The 17,114-nt window shown below is 41.8% G+C and carries 16 protein-coding genes; 3 read left to right on the plus strand and 13 right to left on the minus strand.

From position 1 onward, the window contains the following. Positions 1-209: 209 nt before the first annotated feature. The 5 genes from hfq to M0221_RS07310 all read right to left on the minus strand — a co-directional run bounded on the left by hfq (position 210) and on the right by M0221_RS07310 (position 5,505). Positions 210-761: an RNA chaperone Hfq gene (gene hfq, locus M0221_RS07290; RefSeq protein WP_483283406.1), complete on the minus strand. Its 552-nt coding sequence runs from the start codon at positions 759-761 to the stop codon at positions 210-212. Positions 762-1,216: 455 nt separating this feature from the next. Beyond that, positions 1,217-2,440: a tRNA (adenosine(37)-N6)-dimethylallyltransferase MiaA gene (miaA, locus tag M0221_RS07295; RefSeq protein ID WP_483283407.1), complete on the minus strand. Its 1,224-nt coding sequence runs from the start codon at positions 2,438-2,440 to the stop codon at positions 1,217-1,219. A 103-nt stretch (positions 2,441-2,543) separates the two neighbouring features. After that, positions 2,544-4,286, minus strand: coding sequence for a DNA mismatch repair endonuclease MutL (gene mutL, locus M0221_RS07300; RefSeq protein WP_483283408.1), 1,743 nt, complete (start codon positions 4,284-4,286; stop codon positions 2,544-2,546). Between the two features lie 71 nt (positions 4,287-4,357). Continuing rightward, on the minus strand, positions 4,358-4,900 hold the full coding sequence (tsaE, locus tag M0221_RS07305; RefSeq protein WP_483283409.1) for a tRNA (adenosine(37)-N6)-threonylcarbamoyltransferase complex ATPase subunit type 1 TsaE: 543 nt from the start codon (positions 4,898-4,900) through the stop codon (positions 4,358-4,360). Positions 4,901-4,905: 5 nt separating this feature from the next. Next, positions 4,906-5,505: a 6-pyruvoyl trahydropterin synthase family protein gene (locus tag M0221_RS07310; RefSeq protein WP_483283410.1), complete on the minus strand. Its 600-nt coding sequence runs from the start codon at positions 5,503-5,505 to the stop codon at positions 4,906-4,908. A 224-nt stretch (positions 5,506-5,729) separates the two neighbouring features. Between M0221_RS07310 and M0221_RS07315 the strand changes: the two genes are divergently transcribed. After that, complete coding sequence (locus tag M0221_RS07315) at positions 5,730-5,852, plus strand: hypothetical protein (protein WP_020443648.1); 123 nt, start codon at positions 5,730-5,732, stop codon at positions 5,850-5,852. Between the two features lie 243 nt (positions 5,853-6,095). On the opposite strand, the gene M0221_RS07320 is transcribed toward M0221_RS07315, so the two are convergent. From M0221_RS07320 to M0221_RS07340, 5 genes are all read right to left on the minus strand, one after another. Continuing rightward, positions 6,096-6,428: a YnfA family protein gene (locus M0221_RS07320; protein WP_483283411.1), complete on the minus strand. Its 333-nt coding sequence runs from the start codon at positions 6,426-6,428 to the stop codon at positions 6,096-6,098. Positions 6,429-6,431: 3 nt separating this feature from the next. After that, positions 6,432-7,244 (minus strand): PhzF family phenazine biosynthesis protein, encoded by an 813-nt coding sequence (locus M0221_RS07325; RefSeq protein ID WP_483283412.1) that lies wholly within the window; start codon positions 7,242-7,244, stop codon positions 6,432-6,434. A 277-nt stretch (positions 7,245-7,521) separates the two neighbouring features. Further along, a complete protein-coding gene (locus M0221_RS07330; RefSeq protein ID WP_483283413.1) occupies positions 7,522-8,145 on the minus strand; it encodes a hypothetical protein in 624 nt (207 codons plus the stop codon). A gap of 145 nt (positions 8,146-8,290) precedes the next feature. Further along, positions 8,291-9,565 (minus strand): saccharopine dehydrogenase family protein, encoded by a 1,275-nt coding sequence (locus M0221_RS07335; protein WP_149409490.1) that lies wholly within the window; start codon positions 9,563-9,565, stop codon positions 8,291-8,293. A 277-nt stretch (positions 9,566-9,842) separates the two neighbouring features. Then, positions 9,843-11,087 (minus strand): carboxynorspermidine decarboxylase, encoded by a 1,245-nt coding sequence (locus M0221_RS07340; protein WP_483283414.1) that lies wholly within the window; start codon positions 11,085-11,087, stop codon positions 9,843-9,845. Positions 11,088-11,176: 89 nt separating this feature from the next. Here M0221_RS07340 and M0221_RS07345 point away from each other — a divergent pair, with 89 nt between their 5' ends. Continuing rightward, positions 11,177-11,842: a DUF924 family protein gene (locus M0221_RS07345; protein ID WP_483283415.1), complete on the plus strand. Its 666-nt coding sequence runs from the start codon at positions 11,177-11,179 to the stop codon at positions 11,840-11,842. A 115-nt stretch (positions 11,843-11,957) separates the two neighbouring features. On the opposite strand, the gene M0221_RS07350 is transcribed toward M0221_RS07345, so the two are convergent. The 3 genes from M0221_RS07350 to lpxB form a co-directional block, all read right to left on the minus strand. Beyond that, positions 11,958-13,148 (minus strand): CAP domain-containing protein, encoded by a 1,191-nt coding sequence (locus M0221_RS07350; protein WP_483283416.1) that lies wholly within the window; start codon positions 13,146-13,148, stop codon positions 11,958-11,960. Positions 13,149-13,368: 220 nt separating this feature from the next. Next, positions 13,369-14,232 (minus strand): ribonuclease HII, encoded by an 864-nt coding sequence (locus tag M0221_RS07355; protein ID WP_483283417.1) that lies wholly within the window; start codon positions 14,230-14,232, stop codon positions 13,369-13,371. A gap of 53 nt (positions 14,233-14,285) precedes the next feature. Next, on the minus strand, positions 14,286-15,596 hold the full coding sequence (gene lpxB / locus M0221_RS07360) for a lipid-A-disaccharide synthase (protein ID WP_201532274.1): 1,311 nt from the start codon (positions 15,594-15,596) through the stop codon (positions 14,286-14,288). Between the two features lie 364 nt (positions 15,597-15,960). Here lpxB and M0221_RS07365 point away from each other — a divergent pair, with 364 nt between their 5' ends. After that, a complete protein-coding gene (locus M0221_RS07365) occupies positions 15,961-17,043 on the plus strand; it encodes a 3-deoxy-7-phosphoheptulonate synthase (protein WP_133104564.1) in 1,083 nt (360 codons plus the stop codon). Positions 17,044-17,114: the final 71 nt, after the last annotated feature.

The following is a 17,114-nucleotide window of genomic DNA, read 5'->3' on the forward strand; positions in this document are numbered from 1 at the left end:
TATAATTTGATGAATCATTTTACTATACATTTTATAATACTATGAACCATATTAATAATTATGGTCAATATTAATATGATGCTGTAGGAATACAGCCATAAGGCTATCTTGGACGCATTAAAATGTCATTGCTTATAAGAATATCAATACAAAAAAACCCACTATAATAGTAGGTCTCAATAGGATATCTCATGTCTTAGTAGGAGGGTCTAAGAGTTGCTATCACCAGATTCGTCATTAGGTTTGTTGTCATAACCCACATTCTCTGACGGCGCTTCAAAACCACGATCTTGACCAAAACCACCACGCTCAAAACCGCGCTCTTGACCTTGACCAAAGCTACCACGCTCAAAGCCGCGCTCTTGGCCTTGACTAAAGCCTCCACGATTAAAGCCACTACGATTGGCAAAACCACGTTCTTCAAAGCCGCCGCCAGTAGCTGGATTTACGCTACTGCCACGCTCAAAACCACTACTCACGCCGCCGCTTTGACTCGGATAGCCCATTGGTGCTGCGCCTTGGCTTTGAGTAGTCGCGCTTGGCGTTGTGCTGCTACGAGGATTACGTGCTGGGACGACTGTTGAGATAGCATGCTTATATACCATCTGACTGACGGTGTTTTTCAGCAAAACTACATACTGATCGAATGATTCTATTTGACCTTGCAGCTTAATACCGTTCACTAAAAAAATAGAAACAGGAATGCGATCTTTGCGTAGTGAGTTCAAGAACGGATCTTGTAAAGTTTGTCCTTTTGACATGAAATCTCTCCTAAATATTATATAATTATTGTTAGCGCCAATTATTTTAAGGGTTACTGCAATTATAATGGCTAAGGGTAGATACAATAATAAGTTTTATTTATAAAACGTATCTAAATAAGTGCTAAAGCTTGTTAAGTCATTCTACTTTATCGTGAATATGTCGTTATTTTCATAAATTAAGTAACCAAGTGTTGCATGGGTCACCTCTATCACCAAATGTTGATGAATAAACACTAAAAAGCAATCAACGCTTGCAACAGTTAACACTTTCATATAATCAAATTATAACAGTTATATACATTATACTTTGAAACTAATTGTCATTACTTTCGTATCTTTGTATGATGTTATACGGTCATGCTGTGTTTTTATTACTACAGCTCGACCATTAATATTACAGAACACTAATGGTCTGACAAATCTAGATATAGGCAAACGACTGATATCATTCATTAAACCAAATACGCTCTCGCCTGCTCCATAGTGCTAAATGAGTGCAATATTAACTTATTTTTTTGAAAATCTGTCACATCATCAAAGCCAACAGTGGATGTCGACGACGCTGTTATTGATTCTGTTGTAGGCACTGCTGCCGTATTAGACAGTTGCATCACTTTTCGCAGCCACGTGTATTGGCGCTTTGCTAACTGCCTTGTAGCATATAATGCCTTATTTTGCATTTGCTGACAAGCAAGCGCTTCGGTTTGGTCATTTGCCATTGGTAGATGCGTCTGAGTTATGCTATTTTGAATCGTAGTATCTTGCTCTTTACTTTCGTTACTTGATGGTTCCGATTGAGCAAAAGCATCATAAAACTGCGCTTTATCCAAATGGGGCTGTTCAAATACAGGGTGATTAGTCTGTACCAGATACTCTAACACTTGTCGATAACCAACACAGCGCATCGAAGGTAAGCTTGGGGTCAGAGGATAATGCTCAAGCAAACTGATAACCTCTGCTACTAACCCTTCACGCCACATGATATCTAATCGCTGCTCAATACGCGTATGCAACCATGGACGGTCTGGCATAACTGCCAAAGCATGCCACTGCTGATTGGGATTATGAGCCAATGCTTGCTTGGGCTGACGCTGCCAGTCACTAATAGGAATATCAGTTTGCAAATATACTTCAACAGCACGGGTAATACGCTGGGTATCAGTTGCATTAAGACGCTCATGGCTGATAGCATCAACTTTACCAAGATAATCATATAGCGCACTGATACCCTCATCTTGGCGCCACTGCTCAACGCGCGCGCGAACACTGTCATCACTATCAGGCACTGGTGAGAGTCCGTCGAGTAATGCCATGTAATACATCATCGTACCGCCGACCAACAAGGGTATTTTGCCATTCTGATGACAGCTATCAATCAATCTTGCCACATCGTTGACAAACTCAGCGACACTATAGCTTTGCATAGGATCAATGATATCGACCAAATGATGAGGGTATCGTGCCAGCTCAGCAGCGTTTGGTTTTGCGGTACCGACCGTCATGTCACGATACACCAATGCTGAATCTACCGAAATCAGCTCATAACGACCGCTATCATAAAGCTCGTAAGCCAAAGCAGTCTTACCACTCGCGGTTGGTGCCATCAAGCACACCACGCTATTGTCCGCCAAATTGGGACTTAAGTAAGAAGATAGGCTATCAGACGAAAGTCGCATATACTTGCCTTTGATGGTCATGGTTTTAAGAACAATAAGGTAAATTATTGATAGCTCAGCGATATGTCCTAACTATAGAAAATACGCTATTTTCACAATAGCGCTATTTAAGCGCAGATGATAACATCAATGTGACTAATTGATGACTATCTATAGAGTGGATAGCATATTTGCTCAGTATAGCTTCCATATCTGATACAAAAGCTTGTACATCTTGTGATGACATCTGCTTGATTATCTTCGCCAATTGCTGATTAATAGTAGTGCTATTTAATTCTTTGGCTTTGCCATACATAGTGCTGCTAAAGACAGTTGACTCAAACAATACTTTTAATCTTGACTGCCATCTCTCAGCGCTAATTAGCGCACACTGTCCTTGATAATAAAATAGCAACCAAGGCAGCGCTTTATCGTCATGGCTATATATAACTGAAGAAGCTACCAGACCAGTGACACTATCTATAACTTCTAAGCAAACTGGTAAAGGCGGTGTGTTTACAGGGTAACTGTTAACAGCATGACGACTATCTTCTACAGGCTCATCAATATGAAAGTCTTTAATACTTTCGGATAACGACTCATTTTCTGACAGCTGATATGGTTGCTTAGGAGCTTGAACTTGCTGACTTGCCGTTGCATTGTTGGTATATGATGCTATTGCGTCTAACGCATTAAACGACTTTCTTGTGGAGATATTATCATTTGGAGCTTCCTCTTTAGAGCGAACAATTTTCGTGGTATTAATCGTTCTTAGCTTCGCACGAACCGCATGACTTAAATGCGCCATGATATTGTTCAGTGGGCTAATCTTGATACGCTGCTTGGAAGGATGAACATTAACATTGAGCCACTGAGTTGGTAACTCAAAATAAAGCGCATAACCCATACCTGCTAGCTGTACACTTTGAACCATTTGACGAAGCTGATTGCTAATTAATGCTTCTTTTACCAATCTGCCATTTACATAAATAAGCTTGGGTAAACTATGGTTGGCATCATAACTTGCCCACAACCAACCGCCAATACTCGCCGGTTGCATAGTGCGTACATTATCAGCATAGTCACCATTAGCATGAGTAGCAGAAGAACTTCCAAATTGCTGCGTTAGGCTAGATAAATCAACCGCGATTTCAATTGCCTGCTCTATAAGTGCCAATCCAGTCGCTTGCTCCAAACGTGATAGCGGCAGATAATTTTCAGTATCTTTATTTATAGTGTTTACCGACAGTGATATCCGTTTTTTATTATCATGAAAAAGCGTCAGCGCCACATCAGCGCGTGCTAAAGCTACTTCACGGACAATCGTTTCGATATGACTGAACTCAGTCGCGATAGATTTCAAATTACCGCGGCGTGCTGGTACGTTGAAATATAAATCTTTGACTGTAATAGTAGTACCGCGATGATGCACAACCGGTATCAGCTTTGGCGTATCGCCCAATATACCGGCAACTTGCAACTGACGACCAATACCGCTGTCATTATGACTACTGGTTAAGGTCAAACGGGAAACAGCAGCCGTCGCTGCCAGTGCTTCCCCGCGAAAACCCAGCGTTGTAATTCCGTGCAAGTGTGCCACATCAGCGACTTTGCTAGTGGCATGACGCGTGACTGCCATCACCATATCATCAGGATGAATCCCAACGCCATTATCAATCACCTCAATCATACCCATGCCACCTTGGGTAATGCGGACCTCGATATCTGTGGCATGAGCATCAATTGCATTCTCGATGAGCTCTTTGACCACAGCTGCTGGACGCGTCACGACTTCACCCGCTGCTAATTGATTAATAAGCAGCGGCGATAGTTTTTTAATGCGAGTATTGGTGTGGCTATGTAGCATTGATTGGTATCATATATTGAAAATAATAGAGGCAGATTTTAAGGCTTTAAACATCTGTAGCACGATTTGGACTAAAGATTTAGACTGGATAAGTCAAAACCTTGTGCTTGTCCTGCCTTTGACAATCGTATTGCAACTTGGCGAGATTCTTTATCATCATTGCTATTACTTTGAGTCATATCAATAAACATAGTAGGCAGCGGCAAATAGCTGTCCGCACGGCTCGCCCATTCAATGATAACCAACGCATTTGGCTCATCCAAATACTCATCAAAGCCAATAAAAGACAGCTCTTCTGGATCTTGCAAACGATATAAATCAGCATGATAAACAGGTTTAATTGCGCCGTCATTTTGGGTAATACTATAAGGCTCAACCAAGGTATAAGTCGGACTTTTCGCCGATCCTTTATGCCCTAGCGCCTGCAACCAATAGCGTGTTAATGTGGTTTTACCTGCACCCAAATCTCCTGCCAGCCACACACTACCTGCCAGCGGCAAAGCTGCCAATTGCTCAGCCAAACGCTGAGTATCTTTTTCTGAATGCAGCGTCAAAGTCTGCAAGTTCTTACCACCACTTATAGCTGCGTCTTCAATCGTTTGATTATTATTCATTAAACTCAATCTACCTGTACTTGCATTGTGACTGCTGGATTAACGAAACTCTCACCACGTATCAGTTTGGCATATAGCTCAGAATCATGCCACTCTGCACATACTTGCTCGCTAAATTCGAAATCCTTTAGCACCAACTTACCCATTTGCTCATTGCTCACATCATCAGCAAAACACTGCGCGTAACCAGTTGCCGTTTCGTGCGCAATCACTGAATATACGCTGACATCCGCTTCGCCATTTTGCATTTGCGTCTGTTGTAGAATCTCTTGCGCCCAAAAGAATATCACCCGCGAGAACTGCTCTGCTGATGGCGATACCGGCAAGCTGATCCAGCGTGCACTGAATTTCTTACAGGCAGCGATGTACTCAGGATCGTCTTTACTCCAAAAACAAATCGCATGATCAAAGCTGTCGATAATGTCTTTAATAGAGGATTTTAATAAGCCAAAATCATAGACCATCTGCCCATGATCTAAACGCTTGGCCTCAAGTATCAGCTCAATCTGATAGCTATGACCATGAATCGAGTGTTTGCAGCGCTCAGAGCTACAGTTACGCACAATATGGGCGTTTTCAAATTTAAACAGTTTACGGATACGCATAATAATTAATCAACCAAAACAGTAAGCATCATTGTGCTAAATAATAATAGGATAAAGGTTTGCCGCGATTTATCGGCTTGCTGCTCATTATAGCAAATCGTGATGTATTCGTAAGTAAGCACTTATTAACGCCAGCGTCCATTTGCTTGAAGCTAGCTATTAATCACCCTTAGGGCTATACTGATTTTAACAAGTATTAATCGGTCACATAAAAGGAAAACATCATGAGTAAAGGTCAAGATAGTAAGAAGAATGTCAAAAAGAAGCCGCTGTTAACGGCAAAAGAGAAAAAAGCGGCTAAGCAATCAAAGAAAGATGATAATGGTAGCATCTTAGGAAAGCATTAATAGTAAGTGTCTTAACATGCCAATCAAGCTTAATGGTTTGATTGGCATTTTTTTATTTATATGATCAGTGAAAAGCAATATCGATACCTTATTGTACTGCTGGTATGAATTTTTCTTGCTTGCTGTGCCTACGCAGACAGAAGCTACAAAAAATTCATACCAGCAGTACCGTAGCGTTTTTAGGGTATTTTAACTGTATATTGAATTTACTAAATCTTGAATTTGCGCACTTTGACTCATAAGCTAGGCACTGCGCGGCGCAAACATAATAATTGCCATGCCCAGTAAAGCAATAGCAGAACCTACAATATCCCAAGTCGTTGGACGTATCCCGTTCACTGTCCACAACCATAAAATCGCCATCGAAATATAAACACCGCCATAAGCGGCATAGACCCTACCGGCAGCAGTGGGATGTAATGACAGCAGCCATACAAAAGCTATCAAACTCAGGGCACCAGGTATGAGCAACCAAACTGACTTACCCTCTCGTAGCCACAGATAAGGCAGATAACAACCTGCGATTTCAGCCAATGCAGTAAGAGCAAAAAGCCCCACTGTTTTTAATTCAGACAAAACTTACTCCTCGACCGTGATAAATCCCGTCAAATAATGCACAGCATGACCGGAGATAAGCACTCTATCTCCTGCAACCACACAGTCTAGTACCCCGCCACGTTTTGACGCTTGATAAGCAACCAATGTATTTTTACCCAGTCGCTGTGCCCATAATGGCGCTAGTCCAGTATGAGCCGAACCCGTAACTGGATCTTCATCACCACCATTGGCAGGCCAGAAATAACGTGAAATAAAATCGTAGTCTTTGTAGTCAGCAGATTTAGCCTGACAAGTGACAACCACATCGAGAGGCGCAAGTTGTTTTAGCGCGTCATTATCACGCTCTACATTTAACACGTCAGATTCCGAGTCATAAATCACAAAATATGCCTGTGAGTTTTTATAGACTTCAATAGGGACAATAGACAATCCTGCCAGCAAACTATCAGGGATATCACTGACTTTCTCAGGCTTAGTATTGGGAAAATCCATCTGTATTTTATCATGATCGGTTTGCTTGACCGCTAAAACCCCAACTGCTTCAGCTGAAAACTTAATAGACGTCAAAGTAGGGTTTTTCTTAAACAGTACAAAGGCAGAAGCCAAGGTCGCATGACCACAAAAATCAATCTCCGTAAGCGGTGAAAACCATCGAATATGATAAGTACTTTTATTATCCAAGACTATAAAAGCCGTTTCTGATAAATTATTTTCAAAAGCAATAGATTGCATGAGCTTCTCAGACAACCAACTTTCTGTGATAATCACTGCCGCTGAATTGCCTTTAAACACAGTATTAGTAAAGGCATCGATAACATTGATTTCTAATTGCATATTACGCTCTTATTTTTATGATAGGGATATCGCTGATTTACGGTAAAAAACACACTACTGTTAATAGAAGTAGAATGAAATTTCACAGCCTTTATAAGGCTCTATCTAAAGGATTGTCGCATCGGTTTGAAGAGCTTATATTTGTAGAAAATAACTTGGTATTTATCATCCTCTGTATTTTCCTACAGACTCTCGAGCTTATCTTTTGCACATCAGTATACATCTTTGAAAGGTTTGCATTTATTATTTGGCGATTATAGACAGAGTACAATCATAGCTAAGGCAATATCTGAGGCGCGATATAATCGGTCAAATTAATGGTGGCTATCTTCTCAGCCCAATCTGGCTCAGTTGGATGCGGCAAACCCTTTAAAACCGTCAAAGGCTTCTGATAAATTGTTTTAAAAGCATCCACAAACCCAATCGCGGTATCGCCGCAAGGTACGATAATAATATCAGCTGGCGCTTGCTCAAGCACTTCAGTTAATCGGCTAACAAAGTCTTTAAAAACACCGTTTTTCTTCAAATATACAGGTAATTTATTCGGATTACTTTGATTTAAATTTTTTTTAATAGCTGCCAATTCATTCATTTTTGCTAAGTCTTCACTATTTAGAGCGCAAGGGTAAAACGCTTTATTTAGTGGCAATGTAGAGCAGTTCAAAATACCCAGTGGCTGATAATTTAGTGCTTTGATATTACAGCCTAATGGCAATTGGGCATCAAAATCCTTTAAATACCCTTGAGTCATCAAAAATTGAGTGAGCTCAATCGCCGACTCGCCTGCCGCTGAATGCTGATGGATATATTCATTGATATAGGGAGATTCTAGAATAAATAACACTTTTAACTTTGTCACATCCTCAATCAAGTTGAAGACTTTATATTTTTCTAAAGACATAGCAATTCTCCTTATGCCATTTATAGCTATCAGTTTTATGATACTCATTTTTATTATAGAAGCAGATACGTAAAAAAGCACCCTATCGAGTCTGCCTCAATAGGGTGCTTTTTATTTAACGAACAATAAAAGCCAACACGAGAATTTAGATATCAAACTCAAGCGCTCTATCGCCCTCGCTATCTTTGATACGCGTAGGCAGACCAATTTTATTCAATAGATTGATAAATGGCTTGGCATCAAGCTCTTCAACGTTGACCATTTTTCCTGCATCCCACTCGCCTGTAGCAACTAGCATCGCCGCGGCGACTGGTGGCACGCCTGCAGTATAAGAGATACCTTGACTACCAACTTCATTATAGGCATCTTTATGATCTGCGATATTATAGATAAATATCTCACTATCGACGCCATTAATCTTGCCTTTGACCTTGTCACCGATACAGGTTTTACCGGTGTAATTTGGCGCAAGTGAACTTGGATCTGGTAGGACCGCTTTCACTACTTTTAATGGAATAACTTCTTGTCCTTCAGCAGTCATCACTGGCTGCTCAGACAATAAGCCCAAGTTTTGTAGAACGGTAAAGACATTGATATAGTGCTCACCAAAGCCCATCCAAAAACGAATATTGGGCACATCTAAGTTGGCTGATAAAGAATGCACTTCGTCATGACCACTTAAGTAACTGTTTTGCACACCAACAACAGGCAAGTCATCTGTACGCTTTACTTCAAACATCTTATTAGACTGCCACTTACTGTCCTGCCAAGAATAAACCGTACCAGTAAATTCACGGAAATTAATCTCAGGATCAAAGTTGGTGGCGAAGTATTTACCATGACTACCAGCATTAATATCAATAATATCAATATCAGTCACTGAACCTGCATCCATCATGTCATAACCAAGACGTGCATAGGCATTGACCATACCAGGATCAAAACCTGCACCTAAGATCGCAGTGACATTATTATCGGCACAACGCTGTTTGCGCTTCCATTCATAGTTGTCATACCATGGCGGCGTCTCGCAAATCTTGCGAGGATCTTCATGAATAGCGGTATCAATATATGCTACGCCAGTCTCAATACAGGCTTCCAATACAGTCATATTCACAAATGCCGAACCGACATTGATAAGGATTTGAATACCCGTATCTTCAATCAGCTGTATCAGCGCTTGGGTATCCATGGCATCGACTTCATGCGTATGTAGTACCGCTGGTTGCTTAAAGCTGTTCTTTTCTATAACGCTCTGAGCGATGGCATCGCATTTATCTTGGGTACGTGAAGCGATATGAATCTCGCCAAGTACGTCATTATGCATCGCACATTTATGTGCGACTACTTGAGCGACGCCGCCAGCACCGATAATAAGTACATCTTTTTTACTAGGCTTAACTTGTTGGTTTGTGTTCAAAGAACAATCCTCCTTTGTGTCCCTGTCGATACCATTGATATTGGCTATGCAAAACAGAAACGAGTGAATGATATGCGTGAATTAAAAAGGAAGACCGAGGAAAACCCACGCACCCGTTAGACAAATCCTACTGTGTTTGCCAGTAGCAATTATAACAATTTTTACTGGCTTTTCGGCAAAAATTACAACATAACTTAAAAACGTCAAAGCGAATAAAAATTTATAGATAGTTGTTTGGCATTACCATTTGGTCATGCCAAATATGCGCCTAATAGCGTTATGACAAGCTCGCCTTATAATCTTGATAATCAAACTCGCGTTGGATATCGATATTGCCATCTAAGCGGCGAATAACAATCGCTGGCATATTCACGCCATTAAACCAGTTTTTCTTCACCATGGTATAGCCTGCTGCGTTGCCAAAAGTAACGGTGTCACCTACTTTTAGCTTATTTGGCAATGCATATTCACCAAAGATATCGCCTGCCAAACAAGAACGACCATAGATAATCGTATTATCAGCTGATTTAGCGTTCTCGCTTATGGGTGCAATGTTGGTAGGATCGATATCAAGAGAGGCGATATTAATTAAATCACTATTAACAGCCGTTATCGGCGCTGACTCACGGTAAATCAGCAAATCAAGCATATGTGCTTCAATGGATGAATCTACTACTGCTAGGTTTTTTTCATTGTGCATCGTATCTAAAACGCTTGTGACTAGCGTGCCAGCACCATGAATACTTGCCTCACCTGGCTCAAGGTAGACTTGTACGCCATATTTTTCGCTGAATGCTTTTAATCTCTCCGCAAGTTTTTCGAGTGGATAATCAGTAGCAATAAAATGAATGCCACCGCCCAAACTGACCCATTCAAGCTGCTGCAAAACATCGCCAAATCGAGCTTCGATATCTGCCAAGCTCTCACTAAACGCCTCAAAGCTGTCATTTTCACAGTTGTTATGAATCATAACACCGCTAATATCACTCAACACGGCTGCAATTTTATCTTTATCATGCTCGCCAAGACGACTAAACGGACGCGCAGGATCGGCAATAATGAATGACGAGTTGCTGGTCTTTGGGTTTAAGCGCAGCCCAATCGGTATGTTTTGCGCTGATGCTTGATCTTTAAACGCATTTAACTGGGAGATTGAGTTGAAGATAATCTTATCGGCGTAGCTGAGCACTTCAGGCATCTCATCAGCGCTGTACGCCACGCTATAGGCATGTGTTTCTTTTTTATCTTTGCTACTAGCATCGCTATTATTACCAAAAGTCTCATAACCCAATCTGACTTCATTTAGCGAAGATGATGTCGTACCATGCAGATAAGGCTGCATGATATCGAACACGCCCCAAGTCGCAAAACATTTGAGCGCAAGCAGTGCTTTTGCGCCAGACAACTCGCACAGGCGCGCGATAATCTGCATATTGGCGACGATTGCGGCTTCATCAAGCAAGTAATATGGCGTTGGTGGTAATGATGACTGAGTGTTTTGTAGCGAATTTTTTGTATTCATAAGGTTTACCTAATAGCTGCTGGTCGTATCATGACAGACATAAATATTTGCGCTATAGTAGACTAAATCTATCATAATTAGAATAGCTTATGTCTCTCTCAACCGATTATTCCACCTCAAAAAGCCATGCCAATTTATCGTCACTTGATCCAAAAAACATAAGTTTAGAGTATCTCGATTCAGAGGCGTGTGCTGTATTGGATTTTTGGTTTGATAAGGACAATGAACAGTATTGGTTCGAGCAAAGCCATGAATTTGATCAGCAAATAAAAGAGCGGTTTGGTAAAATTTGGCAAGCAGCAAAGCAAGGGGAATGCGTCACTTGGCGCATTTCAGAAGCAGCAACCGACTGCAACAGCTCCATTACCGCTTTAGCTGGGCGTCTGGCAGAGATCATCGTTTTAGATCAATTTTCACGCAATTTATGCCGCAATAAAGCGGAAGCCTTTGCGCAAGACGGTATGGCGCTGGTGTTGGCTCAAGAAATCGTATTGCAGCCACATTTTTCTACCTTACCAATGACATGGCGCAAATTTGCTATTATGCCGTTTATGCATTCAGAATCTTTAAGGATTCATAGTCGCTATCTGCCATTATTTGAGCAGCTCGATGATGCCATTACTTTAGATTTTGAGCAGCAGCACAAAGAGATTATCGAACAGTTTGGACGTTACCCACATCGCAATAACACGTTAGATCGTGCGTCAACGGATGAAGAAGAAGCCTTTTTGCAGCAGTGGAACTCGTCGTTTTGACGCGATAACGCTTTTATAGTGGATTCACCATTGTATAAAACAAGGGCTGAATCAGATAACTGGTTCAGCCCTTGTTTTATAACTTGTTCTATAATAAGTCTTTTAGATCACGCAATTAATTGTTCACAGCACCAGTTTTAAAGGTAAAGCTCTCACGCTCTGTGGCTTTGCTATCGACTAAGATATCAAAGCTGACACGGTAATCACTATTGCCATGTAAACCACAATTTGCGTCTTTTTTACTGGTGCTTGTACAGCTTTTCAAATTGTCCGTAATGGGCAAGATGAACGCTTCGTTCGCTGGTAGCTCATATATGGTGTTTTTATAGGGATCTTGGCGATAGTCTAATAGCTCAATGGGCACATCCATATTACGCTGCATATCATGGAATTTAACATTGCTGATATCAATCGTTTGAGCAGACGGCATACTGACATAAATAGGCTGTCCGATAGGATCAGTTTGTAAGTCACGATCCGTTCCTTTGACCGGACTTGGTGTTTCGTTATACAACGCAGTGACGGTACCACTGACCCCTTGGCATGGATAAGTGAATATTCCTGCTACCGTATTATCTTCGGTCGCCTGCGTCGCTGAGGCATGGTTGACTAATACATAACCTTGATTATTAGCCGTATCCTTACCAAAAGGCTTATAGGTGACCATGCCCGTCCCTGTCAAACTTGAACCGGGTAGCATCAAAGAACGCAGATGATAAGGCGCTGCCAATAACGACTTAGCCATTGAGCCTGCCACTGTATCAGAGCCTATAATATTGCCTGCCGAGCTATAGTAAACCGATTGGGCAATATTCTCAGTCACCCCATATCGGGCGTTGCCATATTTTGCCTGTAATAACCGGTCTGTGAAGCTAACGCCCCTAAAGAACGGGTTATTATCACCTGTAACGTTTGCGATATCCGCAATCTTATTTTCATAATGTGGACTAAAAGTAGTCGGTGTACTGTTAGCAAATACGTGCTTGATGTATTTGGCATGTTGAATCGCAATATTATCCAGTGCGGTGTCAGCGGACAAGCCACCAAGACCACAGCTGGTTCGCGCTAGACTAAAGGTATTACTTGCGATTAATGCTGCTTGTGCCTCATTGTCGCTTGCTACATTATCAGTTTGGTCATCGGGCTTATCAGTCGAGGTATCATCAGAGCTAGCAGCAAGTGCTGTTGGCTTTGGCGTAACGTCGTTAGCGCTATTGTTTGAGTCTTCGCCACCGCCACAGGCCGTCAAAAAAGCCGTTAATAATATGATTGCAGCGAGGTTTTTTTCTGGCAATTTGAGGATCATCTCTTATCCTATAAGATAGTGGCGTGGTTATTATGAACAATAATTTGGGTATAACGGATATTATCGAATACTTATTCGGATATCATTTAATAAAAAGTATAAAGCTTTAGGAAATTACTATATTTGACCAAAGTACGTTTATTATGAAATTAATAGATATTTTTACTTAGGCTATTTATTTAAATAAATCAGCCAATCTCTATCCAATCTCTATCCAATCTTAATTCTCTAACGCCTTTCTCACTGGTGCAAAGCTACGTCTATGAGCGGGCAACACACCATACGTTTCAATCGCTTCGAGGTGCGCTTTGGTTGGGTAGCCTTTATGTTTGGCAATGCCATATTCAGGATACTCAGCGTCAAGTGCATACATGGTCTTATCACGGCTTACTTTTGCCAAAATACTGGCAGCAGCAATACTGGTATGACGAGCATCACCTTTGACCCATGCTTGACAGTCAACTACTTCTTCTTCGACACCAAGTTCTACGAGCCTTGCATAATCTAAATCTGGACAGCGATTCCCATCGAACAAAACTTCAGCATGCAGCTGATGTATGTCTTGTGCCATGTCATTCAAATGATAAGCAATGACCTCTAACATTATCTCAGTACATAAGCGCATCCCAAGCATGGTAGCTTGTAAGATATTCACTTGGTCAATCACTGCCGCTGGAATATCAGCAATGACATAACCAATGGCATATTGCTGAACCAAGGGATACAGCATATCGCGCTTTTTTTCGCTCAACTGCTTGGAGTCCGTCAGTATCGATAAGGGCGTATCTTTGAGAGGCTGCCCTTCAATCAGTCCTGACCAAGCACGTGGTAATATTGCCGATGCAACATTCACGCTGCCCAATAATGGTCCACGCCCTGCTTCATCGACACCAATCTGAAGCACTGAGCTCGTATCACTCTGTGCAATAGTGTTCGAATATTGCGCAAGTAATTCGTTGATATTAAGTTGACCAGATAAATAAATGGGAGAAGCCAAATTAATATATTGTCCTTTTATATCAATCTGCTCGATACTGCGTTCAATTTTTAAAAGATTACTCTCTATATGTAGCATGCTATTCATTAATTTTATTGTCTTATTTTATGAAATGAAAAGGTATGTAATGAATTTTCTTACTAGATCTGCGGCGTTTTCGACGGATAATTTTGCAGATACCATTGTTCAATCACGCTATTGGCAGGCTCATGATTGCTTTGCTGTTGCAAAAGATGCTTGGTCTGAATCAGCGCATTCAATTGCTCCGCATAAGCACGTGGCTGCAAAAGGCGCATGACGGTACGGCAGATATTGTCACCACTTGCTTGCTCTTGAATAAGCTCCGGTACGATCGCGGTAGCTGCCAAAATATTTGGCAAACCCACATAGGGCACTTTGACCAGACGTTTAGCAATCTGATAGGTTAGCTGATTCAGCTGATAGACGACGACCATCGGACGCTCAAGTAGCATCGCCTCAAGCGTTGCGGTACCTGAGGCTAACATCACAATATCTGATGCCGCCATCGCCTGCTGACTAAAGGTTGGCTGGCTATCATCATAGACCACCACGATGGCGGCGCGCAGCTGCTCTGAGCGCTGATCAATCACGTCTTGGACGATATATTGATGGTTTTGATCGACAGTTGGGATGATAAAGCAAAGCTTTGGGTCCAATAAAAGCAGCTTTTGGATACCGTCTAGCATCAAGGGTAAAATAGCCGTTATTTCACCGCGGCGTGAGCCCGGCATCACACAAATAAGCTGACTGACCTCATCAAAGCGTTCGATAAAAAACTGCTGCAAGCCATCGTTGTGCCAGACCAGCTCACTACGGCGCTGATTGATTGGTATGTCGAGCAGTGACTGGTCAATGGTATGCATCAGTGGATGCCCAACGCATATCGCCGGATGCTTATAACGCTCGTAAACAGGCAGCTCAAACGGAAACAGGCACAATACCAAGTGGGTTGCCGCTTTAATATTATGAATACGTGACTCGCGCCAAGCCCAGATAGAAGGACTAACATATTGCACGCAAAACACGCCTTTAGGCTTTAATTTTTTAGACACTCGTAGATTAAAATCAGGGGCATCTATGCCAATAAACCAATCAATATCCGCCTTTTTAAAAGCAGCCAGCAACTCACGACGCGCCTTAAGCAAATCAGGCAATTGCCCCATGACTTCTACCAGACCCATCACTGCCAAACGGGACAATGGAAAAATACTATTAAGCCCTTGTTCCTGCATTTTGGTACCGCCCACTCCGACCCAAACGATGTCATCACGTAGATTGTTCATCTGCTGCATAAAATCTGCACCCAGACTGTCTCCTGATACTTCACCAGCGACGATACCGATAACGAGCGGCTCACGCGCTACATTAGCCAACTCGTGAGTATCAAATGGCGCAGTTAAATCAGTCTGAAGCGTATGGTTATCGGTCATGAAAAGCTCTTAATAATAAAGTGTTACAGTGAAAGTCGTACAAGGGAAAAAACATGGATATTATAAAATATAACATAGGGTATCTATTATAGGATACGCACCATCATAATCAGCGGCATTTGTGGTGCTAAAATTCAGCTATTTATACTGCCATCATACGTGACGATGATAAAAATAGCGAAGCTGCCCGAAGAAATACAGTGGCATAAACGTCTCTTTATCCTACCTATAATCATCAAGTATAACCAAGTTTTCGCATCAGCATTCCAGTTATCAGTCAATTAACTGCTTGACTGCCCTTGTCAACTGGTACTTTTGTCCGCATAATGAAAGTCCCTATAAATCAGCTAGACGATATATAATCATGATAACAACCGCTACCCATAATGCAGAAATTGACGACGTGAATATTGAAAAATTTATTCCATTAATCACACCCAATGAGCTAAAAACCGAACTTCCTTTATCAAACGAAGCCTATAAAACCGTTTTAAATGGTCGTCACACTATCCAAAACATCTTGGATGGCAAAGACAAGCGTTTGTTTGTGGTTATTGGTCCATGCTCTATTCATGACATCAAAGCCGCTCATGAATATGCTGATCGCTTAGCCATATTGGCGAAAGAGATTGAAGACAGCGTATTCGTTGTGATGCGTGTCTATTTTGAGAAGCCGCGCACGACCGTTGGCTGGAAAGGCATGATTAATGACCCCGATATGAATGACAGCTTTGATATCGAAAAAGGTTTGCGTACAGCCCGTAAGCTACTGCTTGATCTCAATGAAAAAGGCCTACCTTGTGCTACTGAAGCGCTTGACCCGAATACACCGCAGTATATGCAGGACTTGATCAGCTGGTCAGCGATTGGCGCACGTACGACCGAGAGCCAAACGCACCGTGAGATGAGCTCAGGCTTATCATGCCCAGTCGGCTTTAAGAATGGTACTGATGGTGGCATGACTGTTGCGGTCAACGCCATGCAAGCGGTAAAAGCGGGTCATAGCTTTTTAGGTCTTTCTTCAGATGGTAAAGTGTCTATCATCAAATCTAAAGGTAACCCTTATGCTCACGTGGTATTACGCGGTGGCAATGGTAAGCCTAACTACGATGAAACAGCAGTCGCTCAAGTAGAAGACGCGCTTGCCAAAGGTAAAACTAGTAGCAAGATTATGATTGACTCAAGTCATGCCAACTCTGGTAAAGACCCTTACTTGCAACCGATGGTGATCCAAAACGTCGCGGAGCAAATCAGAAACGGCAACAAGTCCATCATCGGTATGATGATTGAGAGTCACTTAAAAGGCGGTCGCCAAGAGCTGACTGCTGATTTGGATGCGCTCGAATACGGCATGTCAATTACAGATGGTTGCCTAGATTGGGACAGCACGGTCACAGCACTACGTAACTTACGTGATATGGTCAAAGACATCCTACCTAACCGTTAATAGCTACTTATCAAAAAAGCCCGTTTGACACTAAATTGTCAGACGGGCTTTTTTCATGTTTAAGATTATGA

The sequence above is a fragment of the Psychrobacter sp. ANT206 genome (assembly GCF_056880555.1).

Coding starts and splice junctions, on each gene's coding strand:
- hfq (WP_483283406.1), bottom strand. CDS start 761: ATGTCAAAAGGACAAACTTTACAAGATCCGTTCTTGAACTCACTACGC.
- miaA (WP_483283407.1), bottom strand. CDS start 2,440: ATGCGACTTTCGTCTGATAGCCTATCTTCTTACTTAAGTCCCAATTTG.
- mutL (WP_483283408.1), bottom strand. CDS start 4,286: ATGCTACATAGCCACACCAATACTCGCATTAAAAAACTATCGCCGCTG.
- tsaE (WP_483283409.1), bottom strand. CDS start 4,900: ATGAATAATAATCAAACGATTGAAGACGCAGCTATAAGTGGTGGTAAG.
- M0221_RS07310 (WP_483283410.1), bottom strand. CDS start 5,505: ATGCGTATCCGTAAACTGTTTAAATTTGAAAACGCCCATATTGTGCGT.
- M0221_RS07315 (WP_020443648.1), top strand. CDS start 5,730: ATGAGTAAAGGTCAAGATAGTAAGAAGAATGTCAAAAAGAAGCCGCTG.
- M0221_RS07325 (WP_483283412.1), bottom strand. CDS start 7,244: ATGCAATTAGAAATCAATGTTATCGATGCCTTTACTAATACTGTGTTT.
- M0221_RS07330 (WP_483283413.1), bottom strand. CDS start 8,145: ATGTCTTTAGAAAAATATAAAGTCTTCAACTTGATTGAGGATGTGACA.
- M0221_RS07340 (WP_483283414.1), bottom strand. CDS start 11,087: ATGAATACAAAAAATTCGCTACAAAACACTCAGTCATCATTACCACCA.
- M0221_RS07345 (WP_483283415.1), top strand. CDS start 11,177: ATGTCTCTCTCAACCGATTATTCCACCTCAAAAAGCCATGCCAATTTA.
- M0221_RS07350 (WP_483283416.1), bottom strand. CDS start 13,148: ATGATCCTCAAATTGCCAGAAAAAAACCTCGCTGCAATCATATTATTA.
- M0221_RS07355 (WP_483283417.1), bottom strand. CDS start 14,232: ATGAATAGCATGCTACATATAGAGAGTAATCTTTTAAAAATTGAACGC.
- lpxB (WP_201532274.1), bottom strand. CDS start 15,596: ATGACCGATAACCATACGCTTCAGACTGATTTAACTGCGCCATTTGAT.
- M0221_RS07365 (WP_133104564.1), top strand. CDS start 15,961: ATGATAACAACCGCTACCCATAATGCAGAAATTGACGACGTGAATATT.